The sequence below is a fragment of the Roseovarius sp. genome (assembly GCF_040219995.1).
Lineage (GTDB): Bacteria > Pseudomonadota > Alphaproteobacteria > Rhodobacterales > Rhodobacteraceae > Roseovarius.
The window spans coordinates 40,449-60,732 of the sequence record NZ_JAVJUC010000011.1 but is presented as its reverse complement, the minus strand read 5'-3'; the positions used below and the strand labels follow the sequence as shown (position 1 = coordinate 60,732).

The following is a 20,284-nucleotide window of genomic DNA, read 5'->3' as shown; positions in this document are numbered from 1 at the left end:
CATTGAAGGGAGGAGATTTCATGACGGCGGCAGACAGATTCGACGCGGAGATCGCGGCGCGGCTCGAGGGCTTGCGCGACGAGGGGCTTTACAAGACCGAGCGGGTGATCACCTCGATGCAGTCGGGTGAGGTGCGGCTGGCGGATGGGCGGGAGGTGGTCAACCTGTGCGCCAACAACTATCTCGGGCTGGCGGATCACCCCGAACTCATCGACGAAGCCGTGTCGGTATTGCGTCGGTATGGTGTCGGTATGGCGTCGGTGCGATTCATCTGCGGCACGCAGGAGGAGCACAAGCAACTGGAGGCGCGGATTGCCGGGTTTCTGGGGCAAGAGGATGCGATCCTTTATGCGGCGGCGTTCGATGCCAATACTGGTTTGTTCGAGACGATATTGGGACCGGAGGATGCGATCATCTCGGATGCGCTTAACCATGCGAGCATCATCGACGGGGTGCGGCTCTGCAAGGCGCAGCGATACCGCTATGCCAATCGCGACATGGCGGATCTGGAGCGCTGTTTGAAGGAGGCCGCAGGGGCGCGGCATCGGTTGATCGCCACGGACGGCGTGTTCTCGATGGACGGGTACTATGCGCCGCTCGACGAGATCTGCGATCTGGCGGAGCGGTATGATGCGCTGGTGATGGTGGATGACTGCCACGCGACGGGCTTTGTCGGGCCGACCGGGCGCGGCACGCCCGAGCAATTCGGGGTGATGGACCGGGTGGATATTCTGACCGGCACGCTGGGCAAGGCGCTGGGTGGGGCCTCGGGCGGGTATACGGCGGCATCGGCGCAGGTGGTGGACTGGTTAAGGCAACGCTCGCGGCCCTATCTGTTCTCGAACACGCTGGCGCCTGTCATCGCCGGGGCCTCGCTCAAGGTCTTTGACATGCTGGAGGACGGCGAGGCGCTGCGGGCGCGGCTGTGGGAGAATGCGGCGTATTTCCGCGAGCGGATGGGGGCGCTGGGTTTCGAGTTGCTGCCGGGTGAGCACGCGATCATCCCGGTGATGCTGCGCGACCCGAAACTGGCGCAGGAGATGGCGGCCAAGCTGAACGAGCGCGGCGTTTACGTGACCGCGTTTTCGTTCCCGGTGGTGCCGAAAGGGCAGGACCGTATCCGCACGCAGATGAGTGCCGCGCTGAGCCGCGACATGCTGGACCGGGCGGTTGACGCATTCGAGTCGGTCGGGCGCGAGTTGGGGGTCATTGCATGACGCCGCTGCCGTCGGTGATCGAGGCGATTGGCGACACGCCGCTGGTCGAGTTGCATCGCATCCGCGCGGCGCTCGGCCTTGAGGGGCGGTTGCTGGCCAAGCTCGATTATCTCAGCCCCGGGTTTTCCAAGAAGGACCGCGCGGCGCGGGCGATCATCGAGGCGGCGCGCGCAGGCGGCGAGTTGCACGATGGGCAGGTGGTGGTCGAACTGACCTCGGGCAACATGGGCACCGGGCTGGCGATTGTCTGCGCGGTGCTGGGGCATCCGTTTGTCGCGGTGATGAGCCAGGGAAATTCCGAGGAGCGGGCGCGGATGATGCGCGGCCTCGGCGCGGAGGTTGTGCTGGTTCGTCAAGCCGAGGGCGCAAAGCCCGGTGAGGTGTCGGGGGCGGATCTGGCGCTGGTCGAGGCGGAGGCGCGGCGGATCACTGAGGCGCGCGGCGCGTTCCGGGCCGATCAGTTCGCGCGGGAGGGCAACCCGGAGGCGCATGCGCGTGGCACCGCGCCCGAGATCTGGGAGCAGTCGGGGCATGCGGTGACGGCGTTCTGCGACTTCGTCGGCTCTGGCGGGACGATCGGCGGCGCGGTGCGGTTCTTTGCGCCGCTTGGCGTGCGCTGCTACGCGGTGCATCCTGACCGGGCCGATCATCCGATTCAGGGTGGCGGCTATTCGATGCCCGACCTCAAGCATCTGAGCGGGGTCGAGCTGGCGGGCGATGTGACGGTCACGGGGGCCGAGGCGGCGGAGCATGCACGGCTGTTGGCCCGCACCGAGGGGATATTCGGCGGCTACTCCGCCGGGGCCAATCTGGCGGCGGCGATCCGGCTGTTGCGGGGGCCGGAGCGGGGTTGCTGCGTCGCCTTCGTGGTTTGCGACAGCGGCTTGAAATATCTGAGCACCGATTTGTGGGGGCAGGCCAATGCAGGATGAAATGAAGGCGCTGGTGAAGTCGCGGCCCGAGCCGGGGCTGTGGATGGAATATGTGCCGGTGCCCGAGGTCGGCCCGGCGGATGTGCTGATCAAGGTGAAGAAATCGGCGATTTGCGGCACCGATGTGCATATCTGGAAATGGGATGAGTTCTCGGCCAAGACTGTGCCGGTGCCGGTGGTGGTGGGGCACGAGTTTGTCGGCGAGATTGTCGATACCGGGCCTGCGGCGGTGAAATACCGGATCGGGCAACGGGTTTCGGGCGAGGGGCATATCGTCTGCGGGGCGTGCCGCAATTGCCGCGCGGGGCGCGGGCATCTGTGCCGCAACACGCGCGGTGTGGGCGTGAACCGGCCCGGCGCTTTCGCGGAATATGTCTGTATCCCCGAGATGAACGTGGTGCCTATTCCTGCGGATATTCCCGACGAGATCGCGGCGATCTTCGACCCGTTCGGCAATGCGGTGCATACCGCGCTGAGTTTCGATCTGGTGGGGGAGGATGTGCTGGTGACGGGCGCCGGGCCGATCGGGATCATGGGCGCGCTGGTGGCGCAGAAGGTCGGCGCGCGCAAGGTGGTGATCACCGATATCAACCCCTACCGGCTTGATCTGGCGCGGCGGATGGGGGTGCAGCATGTGGTCGATGTGGGCCATCAGCAGCTGCGCGACGTGATGGACGAGATCGGCATGACCGAAGGCTTCGATGTGGGGCTGGAGATGTCGGGGGCCTCGGCGGCGATGCAGCAGATGATCGCGCGGATGAACAATGGCGGCAAGCTGGCGCTGTTGGGCATCGCACCGACCGAGTTTGCGGTGGACTGGAACGCGGTGATTTTCAAGATGCTGCATATCAAGGGCATCTATGGCCGCGAGATGTTCGAGACCTGGTACAAGATGATCGCGCTGGTGCAATCGGGGCTGGATGTGAGCGGGTTGATTACCCACCGGATCGGGATCGACGATTTTGAGGAGGGGTTTGCTGCGATGATCTCGGGGAACTCGGGCAAGGTGGTGATGGACTGGTAGGCTCGGGGAGTTGTGACGCGGTCTAGGCGGTTCGGGCCTGAAGCGGACATCCGACTTGTGACCATCCGCGCGGAATCAAGGCGTGCTTGCACGCCGCCGCGCGAGCGCCCGACCGCCCCCGAGGGCGGGCGCTTTTGCAATGTCGCAAACCCGCGCAATCGTTGCAGTATTTGGCCACCATAAAGCGCATCCCACGACCGTTGCAGCGCCCACCCGCGGTCGGTCGCCCGCGCGGCTCATCTCTCTGACGGCAACGACTGCTCAAGGCCAAAACCGACCAATTATCTGAAACGCGCGGTCCCGCTCCGCATAGTCAAAGGAGCGCACGAATGCGCTCTATCGCCGTCTCGATATTCTCCGCCGAATTGGCATAGGAAAACCGCAGATAGCCTTCGCCGTGGCGGCCAAAGGAGGTGCCCGCCACCGTGGCGACCCCGGCCTCATCGAGGAAGCGGTCCTGTGCCTGCGCCGAGGTCATCCCTGTGCCTTCGATATTCGGGAAGGCGTAGAACGCGCCGCCCGGGTCGGTGCAGCGCAGGCCCGGCAGGCTGTTCAACGCCTTGACGATCAGCCGTCGCCTTGTGTCGAAGTGGCGCATCATCTCGTCCACCGCGTCCTGCGGCCCGGTCAGCGCGGCGAGCCCGGCATATTGCGACGCGGCGTTGACGCAGGAATGATCGTTGATGCAGAGCCGGGTGGCGTGCCCCACCGCCGCGTCGGGCCAGACCGCGTAGCCCAGCCGCCAGCCGGTCATCGCATAGGTCTTGGACCAGCCGTCTAGCAGGATCAGCCGGTCGCGGATCTCGGGGTATTGCAAGAGGCTCACATGTTCGCGGCCGTCATAGAGCATGCGGCTGTAGATCTCGTCGGAGAGCACCGCCACGTGGGGATGATCGGCAAGACCTGCGACGAACTTGTCGACCTCTGCGCGCGGGGTGACGCCGCCGGTGGGATTTGCGGGGCTGTTGATGATGATCAGGCGGGTCTTGGGCGTGATCTGTGCCAGTACGGTTTCGGCGTCGAAGGCAAAGCCGTTTTCCTCGCGCAGGGCGATCGGCACCGGGGTGGCGCCGGAATAGCGGATCACGCTTTCGTAGATCGGAAAGCCGGGGTCGGGATACATGATCTCTGCCCCCGGTTCTCCGAACATAAGCACGGCAAAGAACATCGTCGGCTTGCCGCCGGGCACCACCACGACGTTGTCGGGGTTCACCTCGGCGCCGTGGCGGGCGTGCAGGTCGGCGGCCACCGCCTCGCGCAAAGCAGGGATGCCGTTGGCGGGGGTATAGCCGTGATGGCCGTCGCGCAGCGCCTTGATCCCGGCCTCGACGATATGTTCGGGCGTCTGGAAATCGGGCTGGCCGATGCCGAGGTTGATGATGTCCTGGCCCTGCGCCGCCAGCGCCTGTGCGCGGGCCAGCACGGTAAAGGCCGATTCGGTGCCAAGCCGCGACAGGCTATCGGCGAAATGCAGATGTGACATCGGGGTCTCCGGCATGTGTGAGGCAGGCGCGCGGCGCGTCAGCTCTTGGCGTCTTCCTTCGGTGCGTCCTCGGACGCCTCGGCTTCTTCGACGACTTCGGCCTCGACCACATCCTCGTCGGTCTCGTCCTGGCGCTTGTCCTCAACGGCGCCGACGATCAGCGGCAGCATCTCCAGCCCGGTGGGCGTGGCCATCGGTGAACTGGGCGGTGCGCGCCAGCTGAGCGTGTCGAACGTGCCGCAATTCTCGCAGGAGGGCACCCATTCGGCATGGATATGCTGACACTTGTCGCACACCCATTGCGGACCGCGCGGCGCGCTGAGCGCGCGCGCCAGCCAGCCCTTGACCACGGCGTCGGGCGCACCCTCGCCGCGCTCGATGGCGGCCATGATGGTGAGCGCACGGGCATCCGGTTCAACTTCGGCGAGATCACCGAGCGCGCGGCGCGCCGCCGGGAAATCCTCGGCGGCGAGGTTCAGTTCCGCCTCGAGCAGCCGGGTTTCGCGATTGTCGGGATGCACCTTCAGCAGCTTGCCGAAGCGCTTGAGCCGCTGCGTCGGGCTTTCCTCGGGCTCGATCGCGGCGAAGGCGGCGGCGAGATCGGGATGCGGGCGCACCAGCCAGGCCTTGTTGATTACCCGCACGGCGTTGCGCTTCTTGTCCTGCTCGACATAGCCGCGCGCCGCCAGAACCGCCGCCGGGATCAGGTCGGGTGAGAGCTTGTTGGCCTCGATTGCAGCCTCGCGGGCCTCGATGCTCTTGCCCTCGTCCAGCACGTCGCGCGCCTCCGAGAGGGCCAGCACGGCGTCGCGCCGTTTATGGACGTCACGCGGCAGATTGCCGTATCTCAGCTTGGCATTGAGCGTGGCGCGCGCGCCTTTCCAGTCGCCCGACCCGGCCTGCAACTGCAACAGCGTGTCCTGCACCCCGGCATGGCGTGGCTTGAGGGCAAAGGCGGTCTGCGCCAGTTTCATCGCCGTTTCGGTATCGCCCTCTTCCAGCCGCTTGCGCAGGATGCCACGGACGCCGACAAAGCGGGTTTTCTCGTTGGTCAGAAGCCGCTTGTAAACCTTCTCGGCCTTGGCCGTGTCGCCCGCCATTTCGGCGGCCTGCGCGCTGATCAGATCGGTGAGCGCGGGCTTGCGCAGATAGCCCTCGGCCTTGGCAGCCTTGGCCATCGCCACATCGCCCTCGCCCGAGGCCAGCGCCAGAATCCCTTCGCTCAGCGCGCGATATCCCTTTTCCTGCCGGTTGCGGTCGAAGTAGCGCGACAGCGCGGTCTCATCCCCGTTGATGAAGCGCAGCACCGCGACCAGCATCGTCGCCAGTTTCATCAGCCCCCAGATCGCCAGCACCAGGAGCACCAGTGCGATCATCGCCTTGATCGGCGTCAGGTTGATCTCGACCCCGGCCATGACGATGCGGACACCGCCTTCAAGCTCCAGCAGGTGGCTTGCACCGAAGGTGATGCCAGCCACCAGGGCGATGAAAACGGCTATCTTGATAATCGACCAAAGCATATGGATCGCCTTTTCTAACTCAATTCATCGTACCGGCCAGCGCATTGGCCGCCGACAGGGCCGCGCTGCGGCGCTCGGCGTCGGCGGCCCAATCGCTGAGCGCGGCGCGTGCGCCCTCGGGCAGGGTCTCGATCTCGGCCAGCGCATCGCCCAGCCGTCCGTCGCGAACCGCCGCTTCGGCGCGTGACAGAACCGCGTCCGGGTCATCGCCCTCGCGCGGCTCCAGCGAGCGGATGCCAAGCTGGTTCTTGAAGAAGCCGCCGACACTCGACGCGGCACCGCCATCGGCGCTGCGTTCGGCTGCGAGCGCCGCCCGGGCCGCATCCGGGAAACTCTCGATCAGCGCCTCTTGCGTCGGCACACCGTTTTCAGCGGCGTCCGCCAGCGCGGCGGGCACATCGACCCCGGTTTCGCGCAGGTCGGAGAGCGCGGGGCTGAAATCATCGCCGGTATCGAGCGCCGTCATCACCCGGGTCAGGGCTGCGCGCTGCAATGTGGCGCGCGCGCTATCGCGCGCGGCGGCCTCCTCTGCTTCGGCCTCGCCCTTGAGGGCGTCGATCTCGGCGCGCTGTGCGTCGAGCGTCTCGCGCTGTGCGCTCAGTGCCGCGCTCAGTTCCTCGATCTGAGACGCGGAGACATCGCTGCCACCGGCCTCGGGGGCGGGGCGGTCTTCCAACTCGGCGAGACGGCTTTCGAGGGTGCTGACCTGCTCGGCAAGATCGGTCAGCGTGTTTCGCAGGTCGCCCAGTTCGCCGCTCAGATCGGGGGCGGTGGGGATCGACTCGACCGTGGACTGCAAATCGTCCATCGCGGTTTCCTGTGCTGCGATGCGATCCTGCAACGCCACCGTATCAACGCTGTCCTCGGCCGGCCTCAGCGGATGGTCGGGCAGGACATAGGGGGCGGCGATCACGCCGATGCCTGCGGCCACGACCCCGCCAAGGAGCATCGACCAGAACCCGCCCTGCCGGATCGTGACCTGTTCTGTTTTCGTCACCGGGGCCGCCGGGGCAGGTGTCTCGGCCTCGTCAGTCTGCTGAGCGGCCTGCGCCTCTTCGGCCTCGGCCATGGTCGCGACCTCGGCCATCGGGTCCTCGTCTTCGGGGCGGGGCGTTGTCTCGTCGCCGGGTTCGGGCTCTTGTGATGTGTCCTCTTGCGTGCCGTCCGCCTCGGTCGTGCTCGTCGTGCTCTCAGGCTCTGACGCAGGCTCGGGCTGGTCCGTGGTGGTGTCCTGCGCCGTGGCCTCATGGTCTGCCGATTGCTCGGGCGTTTCGGTTACGGAGGTTGCCTTCGGGGCATCGCTCGACGGTTTTTCGGTTGGCGATGTCTCGGTCTCCGGTGCAGGCGCGTCCTCGGCGGCCGCATCCTGCGTCTCGGTCTGGTCCGTCTTGGAAGTCTTTTTTCTTGCCACGTCCCGCCACCTTTTCGAATCTTATCACGTCAAGCTGTCAACCTGACCTTACTGCGCCCGTTTTCTACCCTCAAGCCGCTTGGCCTTTTTCACCAGATCGTGCACTGCATGGGCCATTGCCTCTGCGTCGGGGCGTTCCGCAATGCTGAGGTCCTGCGCGGTGCCGTCTGGCACCGCCTGTGCCGTATTGCGGCTGATCGCCGCGACGAAGAGGGGCGCATGGATGTGGTCCGTCTGGGAAAACACGAGCCGCGCGCTGCGCGGTGACATCAGGGGAAGGATCACCGGCCCCTCCCCGGCGAGAACGCGGCGCGCGGCCTCGCCCATGTCCTGCGCTTGCTGATCGTAGACCACGGCGTCTGTGGCGTCATGCCCTGCTGCCTGTAACGCGCCGGTGAGATCGGCGGCCACATGCGCGCCGCGCAGGTGCAGGAACGGGCCGGTTGTGCCATCCTTTGCAATTCGGTCGAGCAACGCCGCGGCATCGCCGCCGCAGGTGATCGGCGTCAGGCCCTGCGCGCGTGCGGCCTGTGCCGTGGCCTCGCCCACAGCGTAGCAGGTGAAATCGCGGGTCGTGGTCTGGTGACAGAACCCTGCCACGCCGTGCCGTGAGGTGAAGATCAGCACCTCACCGCCCGCGAGCGGCGGCAATTCCCCGCACAATTCGATCCGCATCACCGGCGCACAAAGCACGTCCACCTCCGGCCCGCACATCGCGTGCAGCCGCGCGGCAAAGCGGCCCGCCTCCGGCTCGGGCCGGGTGATGAGGATCGTCACGGGCATGGATCATCCAGAGTTGTTGGCTGCCTCATTCGGTGTTACCTGCCTTGCACCTGTCACGCAACGCATGGGCGCGATGAGCAAGCCGCTGATCTTCCTTGGACTTGAGAGTAGCTGCGATGATACCGCAGCCGCGCTGTTGCGTATCTCCGCTGATGGGGCCCCTGATATCCTAGCCTCGGTGGTGCACGGGCAGGCCTTGCTGCATGCCGATTATGGCGGCGTGGTGCCGGAGATCGCGGCGCGGGCGCATGCCGAAAAGCTCGATATCTGCGTGCGTGAGGCGCTGGCGCAGGCGGGGCTGGGGTTGGCCGATGTGGATGCCGTCGCGGTCACTGCGGGGCCGGGCCTCATTGGCGGGGTGATCGCAGGTGTGATGTGCGCCAAGGGGATTGCCGCGGGGGCGGGTCTGCCCCTTATCGGCGTCAACCATCTGGCCGGGCATGCGCTGACCCCGCGCCTGACCGACCGGGTCGCCTATCCCTATCTCATGCTACTCGTGTCGGGCGGGCATTGCCAGTTCCTGATCGTGCGCGGGCCGGATGATTTTACCCGGCTTGGCGGCACCATCGACGACGCGCCGGGCGAGGCGTTCGACAAGACCGCGCGTCTGCTTGGGCTGCCGCAACCGGGTGGGCCGAGCGTGGAGCGGGAGGCCGCGACGGGCGACGCCAGCCGTCTGCGGTTTCCCCGTCCGCTGCTGGATCGGGCGGGGTGCGACATGTCGTTTTCGGGGCTGAAGACCGCGCTGTTGCGCGCCCGCGATCAGATTGTGGCCGAGAAATCCGGGCTGACGCGGCAGGATCGCGCCGATCTTTGCGCCGGGTTTCAGGCGGCGGTTTGCGACGTTCTGGCCGAAAAGACGCGCAGGGCGCTCAGCTTGTACATGGCGGAGGGTCCTTCGGCGCCGCTGATCACCGTGGCCGGTGGCGTGGCGGCGAACGGCCCGATCCGCGCGGCGTTGAAAGACGTGGCGGCAGGGGCAGGCGTGCGGTTTCTCGCACCACCCCTCGCGCTTTGCACGGACAACGCGGCGATGATCGCCTATGCGGGGGCCGAACTTTATGCCCAAGGCCATCGTGATGACATGACGCTTGCGGCGCGACCGCGCTGGCCGCTGGACAATGCCAGCCCGTCGATGTTGGGCAGTGGCAAGAAGGGGGCCAAGGCATGACGCTGATCTGCGGTGCGGGCGCGTTTGGCACGGCGCTTGCCGTGACACTGGCGCAAAACGGGCCTGTCACCCTATGGGCGCGCGATGCCGATCACGCCGCCGAGATGCAGGCAAGCCGCGTCAACGCGCGCCGCCTGCCGGATATTCCGCTGCCCGAGGCGATCACCGTGATCTCGGGCGATGTGCCGAGGGGGGACACGCCCTGCCTGCTGGCCATGCCAATGCAGACGCTGGGCGGGTTTCTGACGGCGCATCACCGCAGGCTTGGAGCGCGCCCCCTCGTCGCCTGCTGCAAGGGGATGGACCTTGCCACCGGGCTTGGCCCTACCGGCCTGATCGCGCAGACCTGCGCAAAGGCCATTCCGGCGATCCTCACGGGCCCCAGTTTCGCGCGCGATATTGCGCTCGGCCTGCCCACGGCGCTGACGCTGGCCTGCGCCGACGCGGCGATCGGCCAGAGATTGCAATCCTCGCTGACCACGCCCACCCTGCGCCTTTATCGCACAACCGACACCATCGGCGCGGAACTGGGCGGCGCGCTCAAGAACGTGATCGCCATCGGCTGCGGCGCGGTGATGGGGGCGGGGCTGGGCGAGAGCGCGCGCGCGGCCCTGATGACGCGGGGGTTCGCCGAGATGCACCGGTTTGCCCATGCGCTGGGCGCGCAGCCCGACACGCTGGCGGGGCTGTCGGGCTTTGGCGATCTGGTGCTCACCTGCACCAGTGGCCAGTCGCGCAATTACGGCTACGGCCAGAGTCTTGGGCGCGGTGAGGATTTCGACAAAGGCGTCACCGTCGAAGGCGCCGCCACCGCCCGCGCCGTGCTGACCCGTGCCCGCGCGCTTGGCCTCGACATGCCGATCACGCATGCCATCACCGCGCTTGTCACGGGCGAATTGCGCGTCAGCGAGGCGATGGATATGCTGCTCTCACGACCATTGAAGGAAGAATGATGCTGATTGCCCTGATTGCCCGCGACCATCCCGGTGCCCTGCAAACCCGTCTCGACAATCGTGACGCCCATATCGCCTATCTCAAGGAGACCGGCGTTGTGTCTCAGGCGGGACCGCTTCTGAATGATGAGGGCGAGATGGTGGGCTCGCTGGTGATCCTCGATGTCGAGGATATGGAGGCGGCGCAGGAGTGGGCCAATAACGATCCCTATGCCAAGGCCGAACTGTTTTCGGGGGTCGAATTGATCCCGTGGAAGAAAGTGATCTGATGCGCTATTGGCTGTTCAAGTCCGAACCGTCGGTCTGGGGCTGGTCCGATCAGGTGGCCAAGGGAGACGCGGGCGAGGAGTGGGACGGCGTGCGCAACTATCAGGCGCGCAATTTCATGCGCGAGATGGCGGTGGGCGATTGCGGGTTCTTCTACCATTCGCAAAAGGAAAAGGCGGTTGTGGGCACGGTCGAGGTGATCGCGGAGGCGCATCCCGACAGCACCACCGATGATCTGCGATGGGAGTGCGTGGACATCAAGGCGCTGGAGGCGGCACGGGTGCCGGTCACGCTGGAGATGATCAAGGCCGATCCGCGCCTGTCGGAGATGGTGCTGGTACGCAACTCGCGCCTCTCGGTGCAGCCGGTGACGGCGGAGGAATGGCGGATCGTGTGCGAGATGGCGGGGGTGTCGGGGTAGGGGCTGTCGTTGTGTTGTAGCGCGACTGGCTTTGAGCGGACCTTCGGTTGAAGCACCTGCGCGAAACGCGGCCGTAAGGCCGCCGCGCATCGCCGTGCCGCCCCCCGGCGCGGCGATTTGGCTGCAACCTGCTCTGCGCTCTGATGTTTTTTGGGCTTGGCTGCCATAAAGCACTGCCAAACTACCCTAGGATCGCCACACCGCGGCACAACGATGCGCGGCTCATGGCAACGGCAGCTTCAGGCCAAAATCCCCCTCCAAAACCCGAACGGAGGATGCCAGCCACCTGGCCGACACCCTCCGTTACCCCACGTGCTCCCTACGCACCACACGTGTAACTGACTGGGTCTCGGCCATCCTGGCCCTGACCTCTTGACCATACAGAAAAAGCGCGGCCTCTCCAAACCGAGAGTGCCGCGCATTCGTTTCAAATTGTCAGAGGCCGACCGACGCGGGCCGAGGTGGAGATCCTCGGGTCAAGCCCGAGGATGACGTTCGCGCGTTGTCATCATCCGGCTAGACCGGATGATCCCGCGTCAGGCGGCCCTCTTAGGGACTTGCGCCACCGTGGCCTCGATCAGCGCGCGGTGCAGCGCGGTGATGCCGGGCTCCAGGTCTGCCGAGGACAGCACGAATTGCACATCCACGCCGCGCGGCGTCTGGTGTGCGGCGATCACCTCGATCCCGGCCTCCTCCAGCGCCGAGAGGCCCCGGCTGAGCACCTTGAGCCCGCTCAGATCGCGGCCGATGGGCGACACGAGCGAGAGCGTGCGCGCCGAGACGGTGGCCGATGTGAACTGCTCTTCGAGATCGCGGGCCACGCGGCGCACGACCTTGAGCGAGGCATGCACATAGTGGGTGATCGTGTTGGCGTTCGAGGTCTTGGAGACGATCCAGACATTGTGCCGCTTGAGCGCCTCGAGAATGGCCGCGTCATAGCCTTTGACGCCGACCATGTCCTGTTCGAACAGCTCCAATGCCACGACCTTGAGGCCGGTCACGATCTCTACATTGGCCTCCTTGGCGGGCTGATCGTCGATCAGCGTGCCGGGGTCGCCCGGCTCGAAGGCGTTGGTCACCCGCAGCGGCACCTCGGCCTGACGCAGGGTCTTGGCGGCCTTGGGGTGGATCGCCTCCATCCCGAGATTGGACAGCTGATCGGCGACGTCGTAATTGGTGTGGCCCAGTTTGCGCACGGCCTCTTCGCCGACGAGTTTCGGGTCAGCCGAGGAGAGGTGAAATTCCTTGTGAATGATCGCCTCGGCCGCGCCGGTATAGGCCGCGATGCGGGCGAAGGTCACCTCGGAATAGCCGCGGTCGAACTCGCGCATCAACCCTTCGGTGCATTGCGCATAGCCGGTGATGATGGGCATCTCGGTGGCGAGGTCCACGTCGCCCAAGCCCTGTGCGATGCGCTCCGAGAGGGTGTGCTCGGTCTCGTCGCGCCAGCCGCTGAGGTCGATGAATCGGGCGTTGACGCCTGCGCGCTGCAACAGCAGCGTTGTGACAAAGGCGGAATGCGCCTCGCCCAGGCCCGAGAGCAGTTCACGGATGACCAGCATGTGATCGCTGAGGCGGAAATGCCCGTAGGAGCACAGGCGTTGCAAATCGAACAGGCACGAGCGCGCGCCCTCGATCCGTTCGCGGACGAATTCGTCGGCCATGCTGCGGTCGCCGGGATGTTCGAGGATGTCGCCATGCGCCTCGCGCATCGCGGTGCCCACCTCGGTCAGCGCGTCGAGCCAGCCATGATCGTCATCGTCATTGGCAAAGAGGGCATAGACCCCCGGCGTGCCGGATTTCTTGTGCTCCAGCAGCTTGTTGGTGATCCCGGCAAAGGCCGAGACCACGAAGGCGCGATGATAGAGAGCCTCGCCTTCGCGGTCGCCGATAAAGAGCGTGTCCAGCAACTCGCCCACGCGGCTCATGGATGTGCCGCCGATCTTCTCGACGGTATGGGTTGGAAATGTCATATCCCTCTTCCCGGGGGCGCGCCCCCGAGCCTTTGTTAGCTGTCTTCCAGCGCGTAGGAGCCGTCGGCCTGATGCACTTCCTTGCCGGTCACCGGCGGGTTGAAGCAGCAGGCCATCACAAGCTCTTCGTCGGCGCGCAGGATGTGGCGATCATGCTTGTCGAGCGCGTACATCACGCCGGGCTTGATCTCATGCGTCTCGCCGGTGGCGATATCGGTGATCGAGCCCTTGCCCTGCATGCAATAGACGCTCTCGAAGTGGTTCTTGTACTCGAACGTGTGCTCCGATCCCGGCTCCAGAAAGGTGATGTGGAAGGAAAACCCCATCCCGTCATCTGCGAGCAGCATCCGCACGCTCGACCATTGTGCGTCCGAGACGACCCGGTTGCGTTCTTCCTCGATGATCTTGTTGAAGTCTCTGACGATCATGTCCGTTTACTCCGCTGCGTATTTGGTTGTGGCCGTCACGTCGCGCGCGGCCTCTTTCAGAATGTCCAGTCCCTCGGCAAAGGTCGCTTCGGGCGTGGTGAGCGGGGCCAGAACCTTGACCACCTCGTCATGCGCGCCCGAGGTCTCGATGATGAGACCCTTTTCAAAGGCCCGCGCGCAAATTTCACCCGCCAGATCGCCATTGCCGACATCGACGCCGCGCATCATACCACGGCCCTTGAGGCGGGCACCGGGGATGTTGTCGGCGATCTGCTCCAGCGCCTCGCGCAGCATCTCGGCCTTGGTTGCGATCTCTTTCTGGAAGGTGTCGTCCTTCCAGAACTTCTGCAAGGCGACACGCGCGGTGACAAAGGCATGCGTGTTGCCCCGGAAGGTGCCGTTATGCTCGGCCGGGCCCCAGATGTCGTGCTCGGGCTTGATCAGCAGGGCCGCAAACGGCAGGCCCATGCCGGAAAAGCTCTTGGCCATCGGGATGAGATCGGGCTCGATGCCCATTTCTTCGAAGCTGAAGAACGTGCCGGTGCGGCCGCAGCCCGCCTGGATGTCATCGACGATGAAGAGCGCGCCGTGTTCCTTGGCAAGTTTGGCGATGCCGCGCATGAACTCGGGCGATGCGGCGTTGAGCCCGCCCTCGCCCTGCACCGGCTCGATGATGAAGGCGGCGGGCGCATCGACGCCGCTCGACGGGTTGCTGAGCATTTCCTCGATGATCTTGAGGCTGTCCATGCCGTCGCCGAACGCGCCCTCAAACGGCATATGCGTGGTGCCGCAGAGCGGCCCGCCACCTGCCCCGGCCCGCTTGCCGGCATTGCCGGTGCAGCTGAGCGCGCCCATGGTCATGCCATGAAAGCCGTTGGTGAAGGCGATGATGTTGCGGCGGCCCGTGATCTTGCGCGCGAGTTTCATCGCGGCCTCGACGGCGTTGGTGCCGGTCGGGCCGGTCATCATCACCTTGTAATCCATGTTGCGCGGTTTGAGGATGATGTCCTCGAACGCGGTCAGGAAGTCGGCCTTGGCATCAGAGTGCATATCGAGACCATGGGTGATCCCGTCGGCATTTAGATGCTCGATCAGCGCGGCTTTCATGTCCGGGTCGTTGTGGCCGTAGTTGAGCGACGAGCACCCGGCGAGAAAGTCGATATAGGTGCGGCCCGATGCGTCGGTCAGTTCCGAGCCCTGCGCCTTGACGAAAGACGTGGGGAAGCTGCGGCAATAGCTGCGCGCCTCGGATTCGCGGCGTTCAAATACGGCAAGATCGGCTGACATGTCAGTCGGCATAAGATGTTCCTTTGTGTGATTGGAGTGAGGGCGACGGGGGGCCTGAGATCAGGCCGCCTTCTTCGTCCGCGCCTTCATGGTGATGGTCACCATGTATTCGGTGTCATGCTGTTCGTTGAAGTGCTGTGACTTCGCGAAATAGGGCGTGCTCGACAGCTCGCCGTCGGTGTAGTCGCTGAACTTGCGGAACAAGGCCCAGCTTCCGGGATTGTCGCGCGTGATCGTGGTCTGGAGACGCTTCACGCCTTCGCAATTCTCACGCGAGAGCAGCCCGCGCAGCATCAGCGTGCCGAGCCCGGTGCCGCGTGCCTTTTCCGACACGGCGACCTGCCAGACAAAGAACGTCTCGGGATCGTCGGGCAGGACATAGCCCGACACCCAGCCGACGACCTCGCCATTCAGTTCGGCAATGATGCAGGTATCGCGGAAATGATCGCACTGGATCAAGTTGCAATACATCGAGTTTTCATCCAGCGGCTTGCACGCCTGGATCAGTTCCCAGATCGCAGCGCCATCCTCCGCGCTCGGCTTGCGCAGGGTGGGAAGGGCTTTGTGAAACATTTCCATCGCATGTCGCATAGGATCAGTGACCTCTCTATTTGCTTCGGCTAACTAAATATATCAGGCGATCTGAAAAATCAACCACAGAGAGCAATTTGCCGCTCTATACGAAAAAATTCGCTTTAAGCCTTATAATTATGGAGTGAATGCGCTATATATTTAATTAGCTAACTAAATTAATTCGGCTCAGGAGGAATAAAAATTGCAATTGAGCGACAGCTTTGCGACCATTACTTCGATTACCGAAGGGACGAAAATGGATCGCACCGACCAAAGCCTTATCGCGCTGCGGCGCATCCTGCGCGCCACTGAGATTTATGGGCGCAAACTGGCGAATGCCGCCGGGCTGACAGCCGTGCAGTTTCGCGTGTTGCAGATCGTGGCGGAGCGTGGCAGTTGCACAGCGACGCTCATTGCCCAGCAGATGCGGGTCAGCCAGGCGACGGTGACCTCGCTGGTGGACAAGCTGGTGAAACACGGTGTCGTCACGCGCGAGAAATCGCAGACCGACCGGCGGCAGACCAATATCATCGTCACCAAGCAGGGCCGCGATATCATCCTGCACGCGCCCGACGCGCTGCAACAGCGTTACGTGCGCAAGTTCGAGGCGCTGGAGGATTGGGAGCAGGCGCAGCTTGTGGCCTCGCTCGAACGGGTGGCGACCATGCTCGACGCCGAGGGTATCGACGCGTCGCCGGTGCTGGATACCGGGGATTTGCGCAGCGCATGAAAACGCCCGCCACATCGGGCGGGCGCGGTGTCATTGCCGTTGCAGGCGGATCAGCCGTAGACTGATTCCTTGCCGAAATGCTTGGTCAGCATGTAGTAGACCACGGCGCGATACTTGTTGCGTTCGGAGCGGCCATAGGTCTCAAGCACCTGATTGATCGCATCCATCAGCGCGGGGCTGTCGGCGAGGCCCAGCTTCTTGACCAGAAAATTGGTTTTCACCGTCTCCAACTCGTCCGGCTGGCTGGCGGCCACGGTCGAGGCATCCGCGTTGTAGATCGCCGGACCGCAGCCAATGGTCACCTTGGTCAGCAGATCCATGTCCGGCTGCATGCCGCATTTGTTGCGCAGGTCATCTGCATATTGTGCGATCAGATCGTCACGCTTTCCCATAAACTTTCTCCCGAATACCCGACCGTGCTGTCGGTCTTTTGTTTCAACCCAGCCCCGAAAATGGCGCTTTGGGCACGATAGCGGCTGTTTTTACGCGCACAAAGGGAAAATTGTCCGTGCGCTCCCCTTCGGTGCGCCCGGGACGAGAAACGCCCGCCAGCCACATGGCCAGCGGGCGTGATCCTGCGCAAGGCGCGATATCTAGTAGCGGTAATGCTCGGGCTTGAACGGGCCGTCGGGGCTGACTCCGATATACTCGGCCTGATCGGGCTTGAGTTCGGTCAGTTTCACGCCGATGCGGTCGAGATGCAGGCGCGCGACCTTTTCATCGAGATGCTTGGGCAGGACATAGACCTCGTTGCCGTACTGCCCCCCCTTGGTCCAGAGCTCGATCTGCGCCAGCACCTGGTTGGTGAAGGACGCGGACATCACGAAGGAGGGGTGGCCGGTGGCATTGCCGAGGTTCAGCAGGCGGCCTTCGCTGAGCAGGATGATGCGGTTGCCCGAGGGCATCTCGATCATGTCCACCTGATCCTTGATGTTGGTCCATTTGTGGTTCTTCAGGCTGGCGACCTGAATTTCGTTGTCGAAATGGCCGATATTGCCGACGATGGCCATGTCCTTCATCGCGCGCATATGCTCGATGCGGATCACGTCCTTGTTGCCGGTGGTGGTGATGAAGATGTCGGCGGTCTCGACCACATCCTCGAGCGTGGTCACCTCGAACCCGTCCATTGCCGCCTGCAGCGCGCAGATGGGATCGACCTCGGTCACCTTGACGCGTGCGCCAGCACCAGACAGTGATGCCGCCGAGCCTTTGCCCACATCGCCATAGCCCATGACCACGGCGACCTTGCCCGCCATCATCGTGTCGGTGGCGCGGCGGATGCCGTCGACGAGGCTTTCCTTGCAGCCGTATTTGTTGTCGAATTTCGACTTGGTCACTGAGTCATTCACGTTGATCGCCGGGAACGGCAGGTGGCCCTTTTCCATCATCTTGTAGAGACGGTGCACGCCGGTGGTGGTTTCCTCGGAGACGCCCTTGATCATGTGGCGCTGCTTGACGAACCAGCCGGGGCTCTCGGCCATGCGCTTCTTGATCTGGGCAAAGAGCGCGACCTCTTCTTCCGAAGTGGGGGTTTCGATCAGGTCGGTCTCGCCTTCCTCGACGCGCGCGCCGATCAGAACGTAGAGCGTGGCATCGCCGCCATCGTCGAGGATCATGTTGGCGCCGCCCTCTTCGAATTGGAAGATCCGGTCGGCATAGTCCCAGTATTCCTCGAGCGTCTCGCCCTTGATGGCAAAGACCGGTGTGCCACCCTCGGCGATCGCCGCTGCAGCGTGATCCTGGGTGGAGAAGATGTTGCAGGACGCCCAGCGGACATCGGCGCCCAGTTCGACCAGCGTCTCGATCAGCACGGCGGTTTGAATGGTCATGTGCAGGCTGCCCGCGATGCGCGCGCCCTTAAGCGGCTTGGCCTCGCCGAATTCCTTGCGCAGCGCCATCAGCCCCGGCATCTCGGTTTCCGCAATATCCAGTTCCTTGCGGCCGTAAGCGGCGAGGCTGATGTCTTTGACGATGTAATCATTTGCCATCTTGGGGGTGGCTCCTTGCATGAGAATTTTGCAAGGCAGATAGCACTCACCCCGCGATTGGGCAACGTGCGATTACCCGGCCACTCCGTCGGGCTGTGCAGCCGCCGCCCCGGTCCAGTTCCGGCCGGTTGCGATGATGCAGCTTGTGCCATTGGGGCGGGTCACGAATACCGTGAAACTGCCGCTGTCGTCTGAGGACCAGACTTCCAGCAATTGCTGTGGGCTTTGCAGCCCGCCGCCAACCAGGTGCTCGTTGTAGCGGCCTTCCAGTCGTTCGACCAAGGCGTCGCGCGGCAGGCAGGTCATTGCCTGTGCCTGCGCGGGCTGTGGCGGGGCAAGGGCGGCCGCACCAAAGATCATCGCGGTGGAGCAAAGACGTTTGAACATGAGGGTTCTCCTTGTGGTCTGGGGCGCGGATGCGCCGGTGTGATGTCTGGAATCTGGGGGCTGACCGCGCGCGCCGCATTAAAACTCGCGACACAAGCGCGTGTGGCAGATGTGTTTGGGGCTGGCACCGGGTGCGCATCCTCTCTACCTCTGCAGACATGAGCGACCGTCACCTGACCTTCTCCGGCCCTGCCGCGCGGCTGCAATACATGCTTCTGATGGGGCTGTTTCGGCTGGCGATGACGCGCGGTCTATATGGCCGCTTCGCGCGCGGGCTGGGGCGGGTGTTCGGCCCGGAGACGGCGGTGTTTCTGCATGAGAATGGCGCACCGCCCTACCGCATCGCGCTCGACGACGGGTACTGGACCCGCTTCGCGCTTTACCGCGCGCCCTATGAGCCCGAGGTTGCCCGCGTGGTGACTGCGGCCTCGGGGGCGAGCCCGCTCTTTTGCGACCTGGGCGCGAACAAGGGGTACTGGACAACGCGCGCCGCCCCGCTGTTCGAGCAGGTGATCGCGGTCGAGGCGTCGGCGGCTACCTTTGCGGAGCTGTCGGGAAACGCCACCGAGTTGCCCAATGTCACCCTCTACCGTGCTGCCATTCATGCCCGGTCGGGCGAGGAGATGCGTTTCGTCAACACCCATCTCAGCCATGCCTCGGCGCGGTTGGAATCCGATTTGCCTGCAGGTGGACAGGACCGCATCGAGACCGTTGGGACGCTGGCGGTTGACGATCTGGTGCCCAAAGGTGCGGCGGCCCTCATCAAGCTGGATGTCGAAGGGGCCGAGATCGCCGCCGTCCGGGGCGCGGCGCGGGCGCTCGCCGATGGCGCGGTATTGATCTACGAGGATCACGGAAATGATCCGGACTGCACGGTCAGCGCGCATCTGCTCTCGGACCCCGATATGCGGGTCTATTCCATAGAGACCGGCCTGATCCCGATGACCGATGTCGCCACGATCCGCGCGTGCAAGACCGACGCGTACAAGGGCTACAACTTCCTCGCCGCGCGGGCGGGTTCGGCGCTGCTTGGGCGGATCATGCAGGGCTTTGCAAATTCCGCACGCTCGGGCTAGTCAGAGCCACCACCTGATCCGGAGGCCCCATGCCCACACCCCGCGCCTGGCAAAAGATGCTCTCGGGCCGCAGGCTCGACCTGCTCGACCCGACCCCGGTCGATATCGAGATCGAGGATATTGCCCACGGGCTCAGCTTTGTCGCCCGATGGAACGGGCAGACGCTGGGCGATTTCGCCTATTCCGTGGCCGAGCATTCGCTGCTGGTGGAGCGGCTCTATGCCCGGCTAAACCCGCGCGCGCCCGCCAAATGGCGGTTGGCGGCGCTGTTGCATGACGCGCCCGAATACGTGATCGGGGACATGATCTCGCCGGTGAAGAACGCCGTCGGGCCGGGCTATGACGCGCTCGATGCGCGGCTTGCGGCGGCGGTGCATATCCGCTTTGGCCTGCCCGCGACGATCCCCGCCGCCGTCAAGAAGCAGATCAAGAAGGCCGACAGGATCAGCGCCTGGATGGAAGCCACGGAGATCGCCGGCTTCACCGTCGCCGAGGCTGACCGTTTCTTTGGCAAGCCCGACGCGGAGGTGATCCGTGGCCTGAGCATCGCCCTGCGCCCGCCCACCGAGACCCGCGCCGCCTATACCGAACGGCATCATGCGCTCCTGGCCGAGATGGGGTGATCCTGCCCGGTCCGGATATCTGTATGGAAAAGCGGAG

Annotated in this window: 21 protein-coding genes; 10 read left to right on the top strand and 11 right to left on the bottom strand. The window is 64.6% G+C overall.

The window, feature by feature from the left end; all coding sequences use genetic code 11:
- The first annotated feature begins 20 nt into the window (after positions 1–20).
- From RID11_RS02585 to tdh, 3 genes are read left to right on the top strand one after another with little or no spacing between them, the layout of a single operon-like run.
- Entirely contained in the window at positions 21–1,217 is a 1,197-nt protein-coding gene (locus RID11_RS02585; RefSeq protein WP_350135745.1) for a glycine C-acetyltransferase, read from the top strand.
- Positions 1,214–2,149 carry a PLP-dependent cysteine synthase family protein gene (locus RID11_RS02580; RefSeq protein WP_350135743.1) on the top strand — a complete coding sequence of 312 codons (936 nt, stop codon included), beginning with the start codon at positions 1,214–1,216 and terminating at the stop codon, positions 2,147–2,149. The genes RID11_RS02585 and RID11_RS02580 overlap by 4 nt, the downstream gene beginning before the upstream one ends.
- Before the next feature lies 1 nt (position 2,150).
- The gene (tdh, locus tag RID11_RS02575) at positions 2,151–3,173 is read left to right on the top strand and encodes an L-threonine 3-dehydrogenase (RefSeq protein WP_350135810.1); all 1,023 of its coding nucleotides are present in this window, start codon (positions 2,151–2,153) and stop codon (positions 3,171–3,173) included.
- Between the two features lie 313 nt (positions 3,174–3,486).
- Here the strand turns inward: tdh and RID11_RS02570 are convergent, their stop codons facing one another.
- Genes RID11_RS02570 through RID11_RS02555 form a run of 4 tightly spaced genes read right to left on the bottom strand, consistent with a single transcriptional unit; the run spans position 3,487 to position 8,370 of the window.
- Entirely contained in the window at positions 3,487–4,656 is a 1,170-nt protein-coding gene (locus tag RID11_RS02570) for a pyridoxal phosphate-dependent aminotransferase (RefSeq protein WP_350135741.1), read from the bottom strand.
- Between the two features lie 38 nt (positions 4,657–4,694).
- Positions 4,695–6,176 carry a heme biosynthesis protein HemY gene (locus RID11_RS02565; RefSeq protein WP_350135739.1) on the bottom strand — a complete coding sequence of 494 codons (1,482 nt, stop codon included), beginning with the start codon at positions 6,174–6,176 and terminating at the stop codon, positions 4,695–4,697.
- A 19-nt stretch (positions 6,177–6,195) separates the two neighbouring features.
- Positions 6,196–7,587, bottom strand: a complete 1,392-nt coding sequence (locus RID11_RS02560) for a hypothetical protein (protein WP_350135737.1) — start codon at positions 7,585–7,587, stop codon at positions 6,196–6,198.
- 48 nt (positions 7,588–7,635) lie between these two features.
- Positions 7,636–8,370: a uroporphyrinogen-III synthase gene (locus RID11_RS02555; RefSeq protein ID WP_350135735.1), complete on the bottom strand. Its 735-nt coding sequence runs from the start codon at positions 8,368–8,370 to the stop codon at positions 7,636–7,638.
- Positions 8,371–8,443: 73 nt separating this feature from the next.
- On the opposite strand from RID11_RS02555, the gene tsaD reads away from it, so the two are divergent.
- From tsaD to RID11_RS02535, 4 genes are read left to right on the top strand one after another with little or no spacing between them, the layout of a single operon-like run.
- Positions 8,444–9,541, top strand: a complete 1,098-nt coding sequence (tsaD, locus tag RID11_RS02550; protein ID WP_350135808.1) for a tRNA (adenosine(37)-N6)-threonylcarbamoyltransferase complex transferase subunit TsaD — start codon at positions 8,444–8,446, stop codon at positions 9,539–9,541.
- Positions 9,538–10,494: an NAD(P)H-dependent glycerol-3-phosphate dehydrogenase gene (locus tag RID11_RS02545; protein WP_350135733.1), complete on the top strand. Its 957-nt coding sequence runs from the start codon at positions 9,538–9,540 to the stop codon at positions 10,492–10,494. Before tsaD ends, RID11_RS02545 begins: the two co-directional genes overlap by 4 nt.
- A complete protein-coding gene (locus RID11_RS02540) occupies positions 10,494–10,763 on the top strand; it encodes a YciI family protein (RefSeq protein ID WP_074785087.1) in 270 nt (89 codons plus the stop codon). Before RID11_RS02545 ends, RID11_RS02540 begins: the two co-directional genes overlap by 1 nt.
- Positions 10,763–11,182, top strand: a complete 420-nt coding sequence (locus tag RID11_RS02535; protein ID WP_350135730.1) for an EVE domain-containing protein — start codon at positions 10,763–10,765, stop codon at positions 11,180–11,182. The genes RID11_RS02540 and RID11_RS02535 overlap by 1 nt, the downstream gene beginning before the upstream one ends.
- A gap of 536 nt (positions 11,183–11,718) precedes the next feature.
- On the opposite strand, the gene RID11_RS02530 is transcribed toward RID11_RS02535, so the two are convergent.
- Genes RID11_RS02530 through ectA form a run of 4 tightly spaced genes read right to left on the bottom strand, consistent with a single transcriptional unit; the run spans position 11,719 to position 15,449 of the window.
- A complete protein-coding gene (locus tag RID11_RS02530; protein WP_350135728.1) occupies positions 11,719–13,155 on the bottom strand; it encodes an aspartate kinase in 1,437 nt (478 codons plus the stop codon).
- 35 nt (positions 13,156–13,190) lie between these two features.
- Positions 13,191–13,583 carry an ectoine synthase gene (locus RID11_RS02525; RefSeq protein ID WP_350135726.1) on the bottom strand — a complete coding sequence of 131 codons (393 nt, stop codon included), beginning with the start codon at positions 13,581–13,583 and terminating at the stop codon, positions 13,191–13,193.
- 6 nt (positions 13,584–13,589) lie between these two features.
- Entirely contained in the window at positions 13,590–14,882 is a 1,293-nt protein-coding gene (gene ectB / locus RID11_RS02520; protein ID WP_350135724.1) for a diaminobutyrate--2-oxoglutarate transaminase, read from the bottom strand.
- Between the two features lie 48 nt (positions 14,883–14,930).
- Entirely contained in the window at positions 14,931–15,449 is a 519-nt protein-coding gene (gene ectA, locus RID11_RS02515) for a diaminobutyrate acetyltransferase (protein WP_350135722.1), read from the bottom strand.
- A gap of 250 nt (positions 15,450–15,699) precedes the next feature.
- Here ectA and RID11_RS02510 point away from each other — a divergent pair, with 250 nt between their 5' ends.
- Positions 15,700–16,173, top strand: coding sequence for a MarR family winged helix-turn-helix transcriptional regulator (locus RID11_RS02510; RefSeq protein WP_350135720.1), 474 nt, complete (start codon positions 15,700–15,702; stop codon positions 16,171–16,173).
- A 50-nt stretch (positions 16,174–16,223) separates the two neighbouring features.
- On the opposite strand, the gene RID11_RS02505 is transcribed toward RID11_RS02510, so the two are convergent.
- The 3 genes from RID11_RS02505 to RID11_RS02495 form a co-directional block, all read right to left on the bottom strand.
- Positions 16,224–16,565 (bottom strand): DUF2853 family protein, encoded by a 342-nt coding sequence (locus RID11_RS02505; protein WP_350135718.1) that lies wholly within the window; start codon positions 16,563–16,565, stop codon positions 16,224–16,226.
- 201 nt (positions 16,566–16,766) lie between these two features.
- The gene (gene ahcY / locus RID11_RS02500; RefSeq protein ID WP_350135716.1) at positions 16,767–18,161 is read right to left on the bottom strand and encodes an adenosylhomocysteinase; all 1,395 of its coding nucleotides are present in this window, start codon (positions 18,159–18,161) and stop codon (positions 16,767–16,769) included.
- 72 nt (positions 18,162–18,233) lie between these two features.
- Complete coding sequence (locus tag RID11_RS02495) at positions 18,234–18,548, bottom strand: hypothetical protein (RefSeq protein WP_350135714.1); 315 nt, start codon at positions 18,546–18,548, stop codon at positions 18,234–18,236.
- Between the two features lie 158 nt (positions 18,549–18,706).
- Here RID11_RS02495 and RID11_RS02490 point away from each other — a divergent pair, with 158 nt between their 5' ends.
- Both RID11_RS02490 and RID11_RS02485 read left to right on the top strand, forming a co-directional pair.
- The gene (locus tag RID11_RS02490; RefSeq protein ID WP_350135712.1) at positions 18,707–19,624 is read left to right on the top strand and encodes an FkbM family methyltransferase; all 918 of its coding nucleotides are present in this window, start codon (positions 18,707–18,709) and stop codon (positions 19,622–19,624) included.
- A gap of 29 nt (positions 19,625–19,653) precedes the next feature.
- Positions 19,654–20,247 carry an HD domain-containing protein gene (locus RID11_RS02485; RefSeq protein ID WP_350135710.1) on the top strand — a complete coding sequence of 198 codons (594 nt, stop codon included), beginning with the start codon at positions 19,654–19,656 and terminating at the stop codon, positions 20,245–20,247.
- Positions 20,248–20,284: the final 37 nt, after the last annotated feature.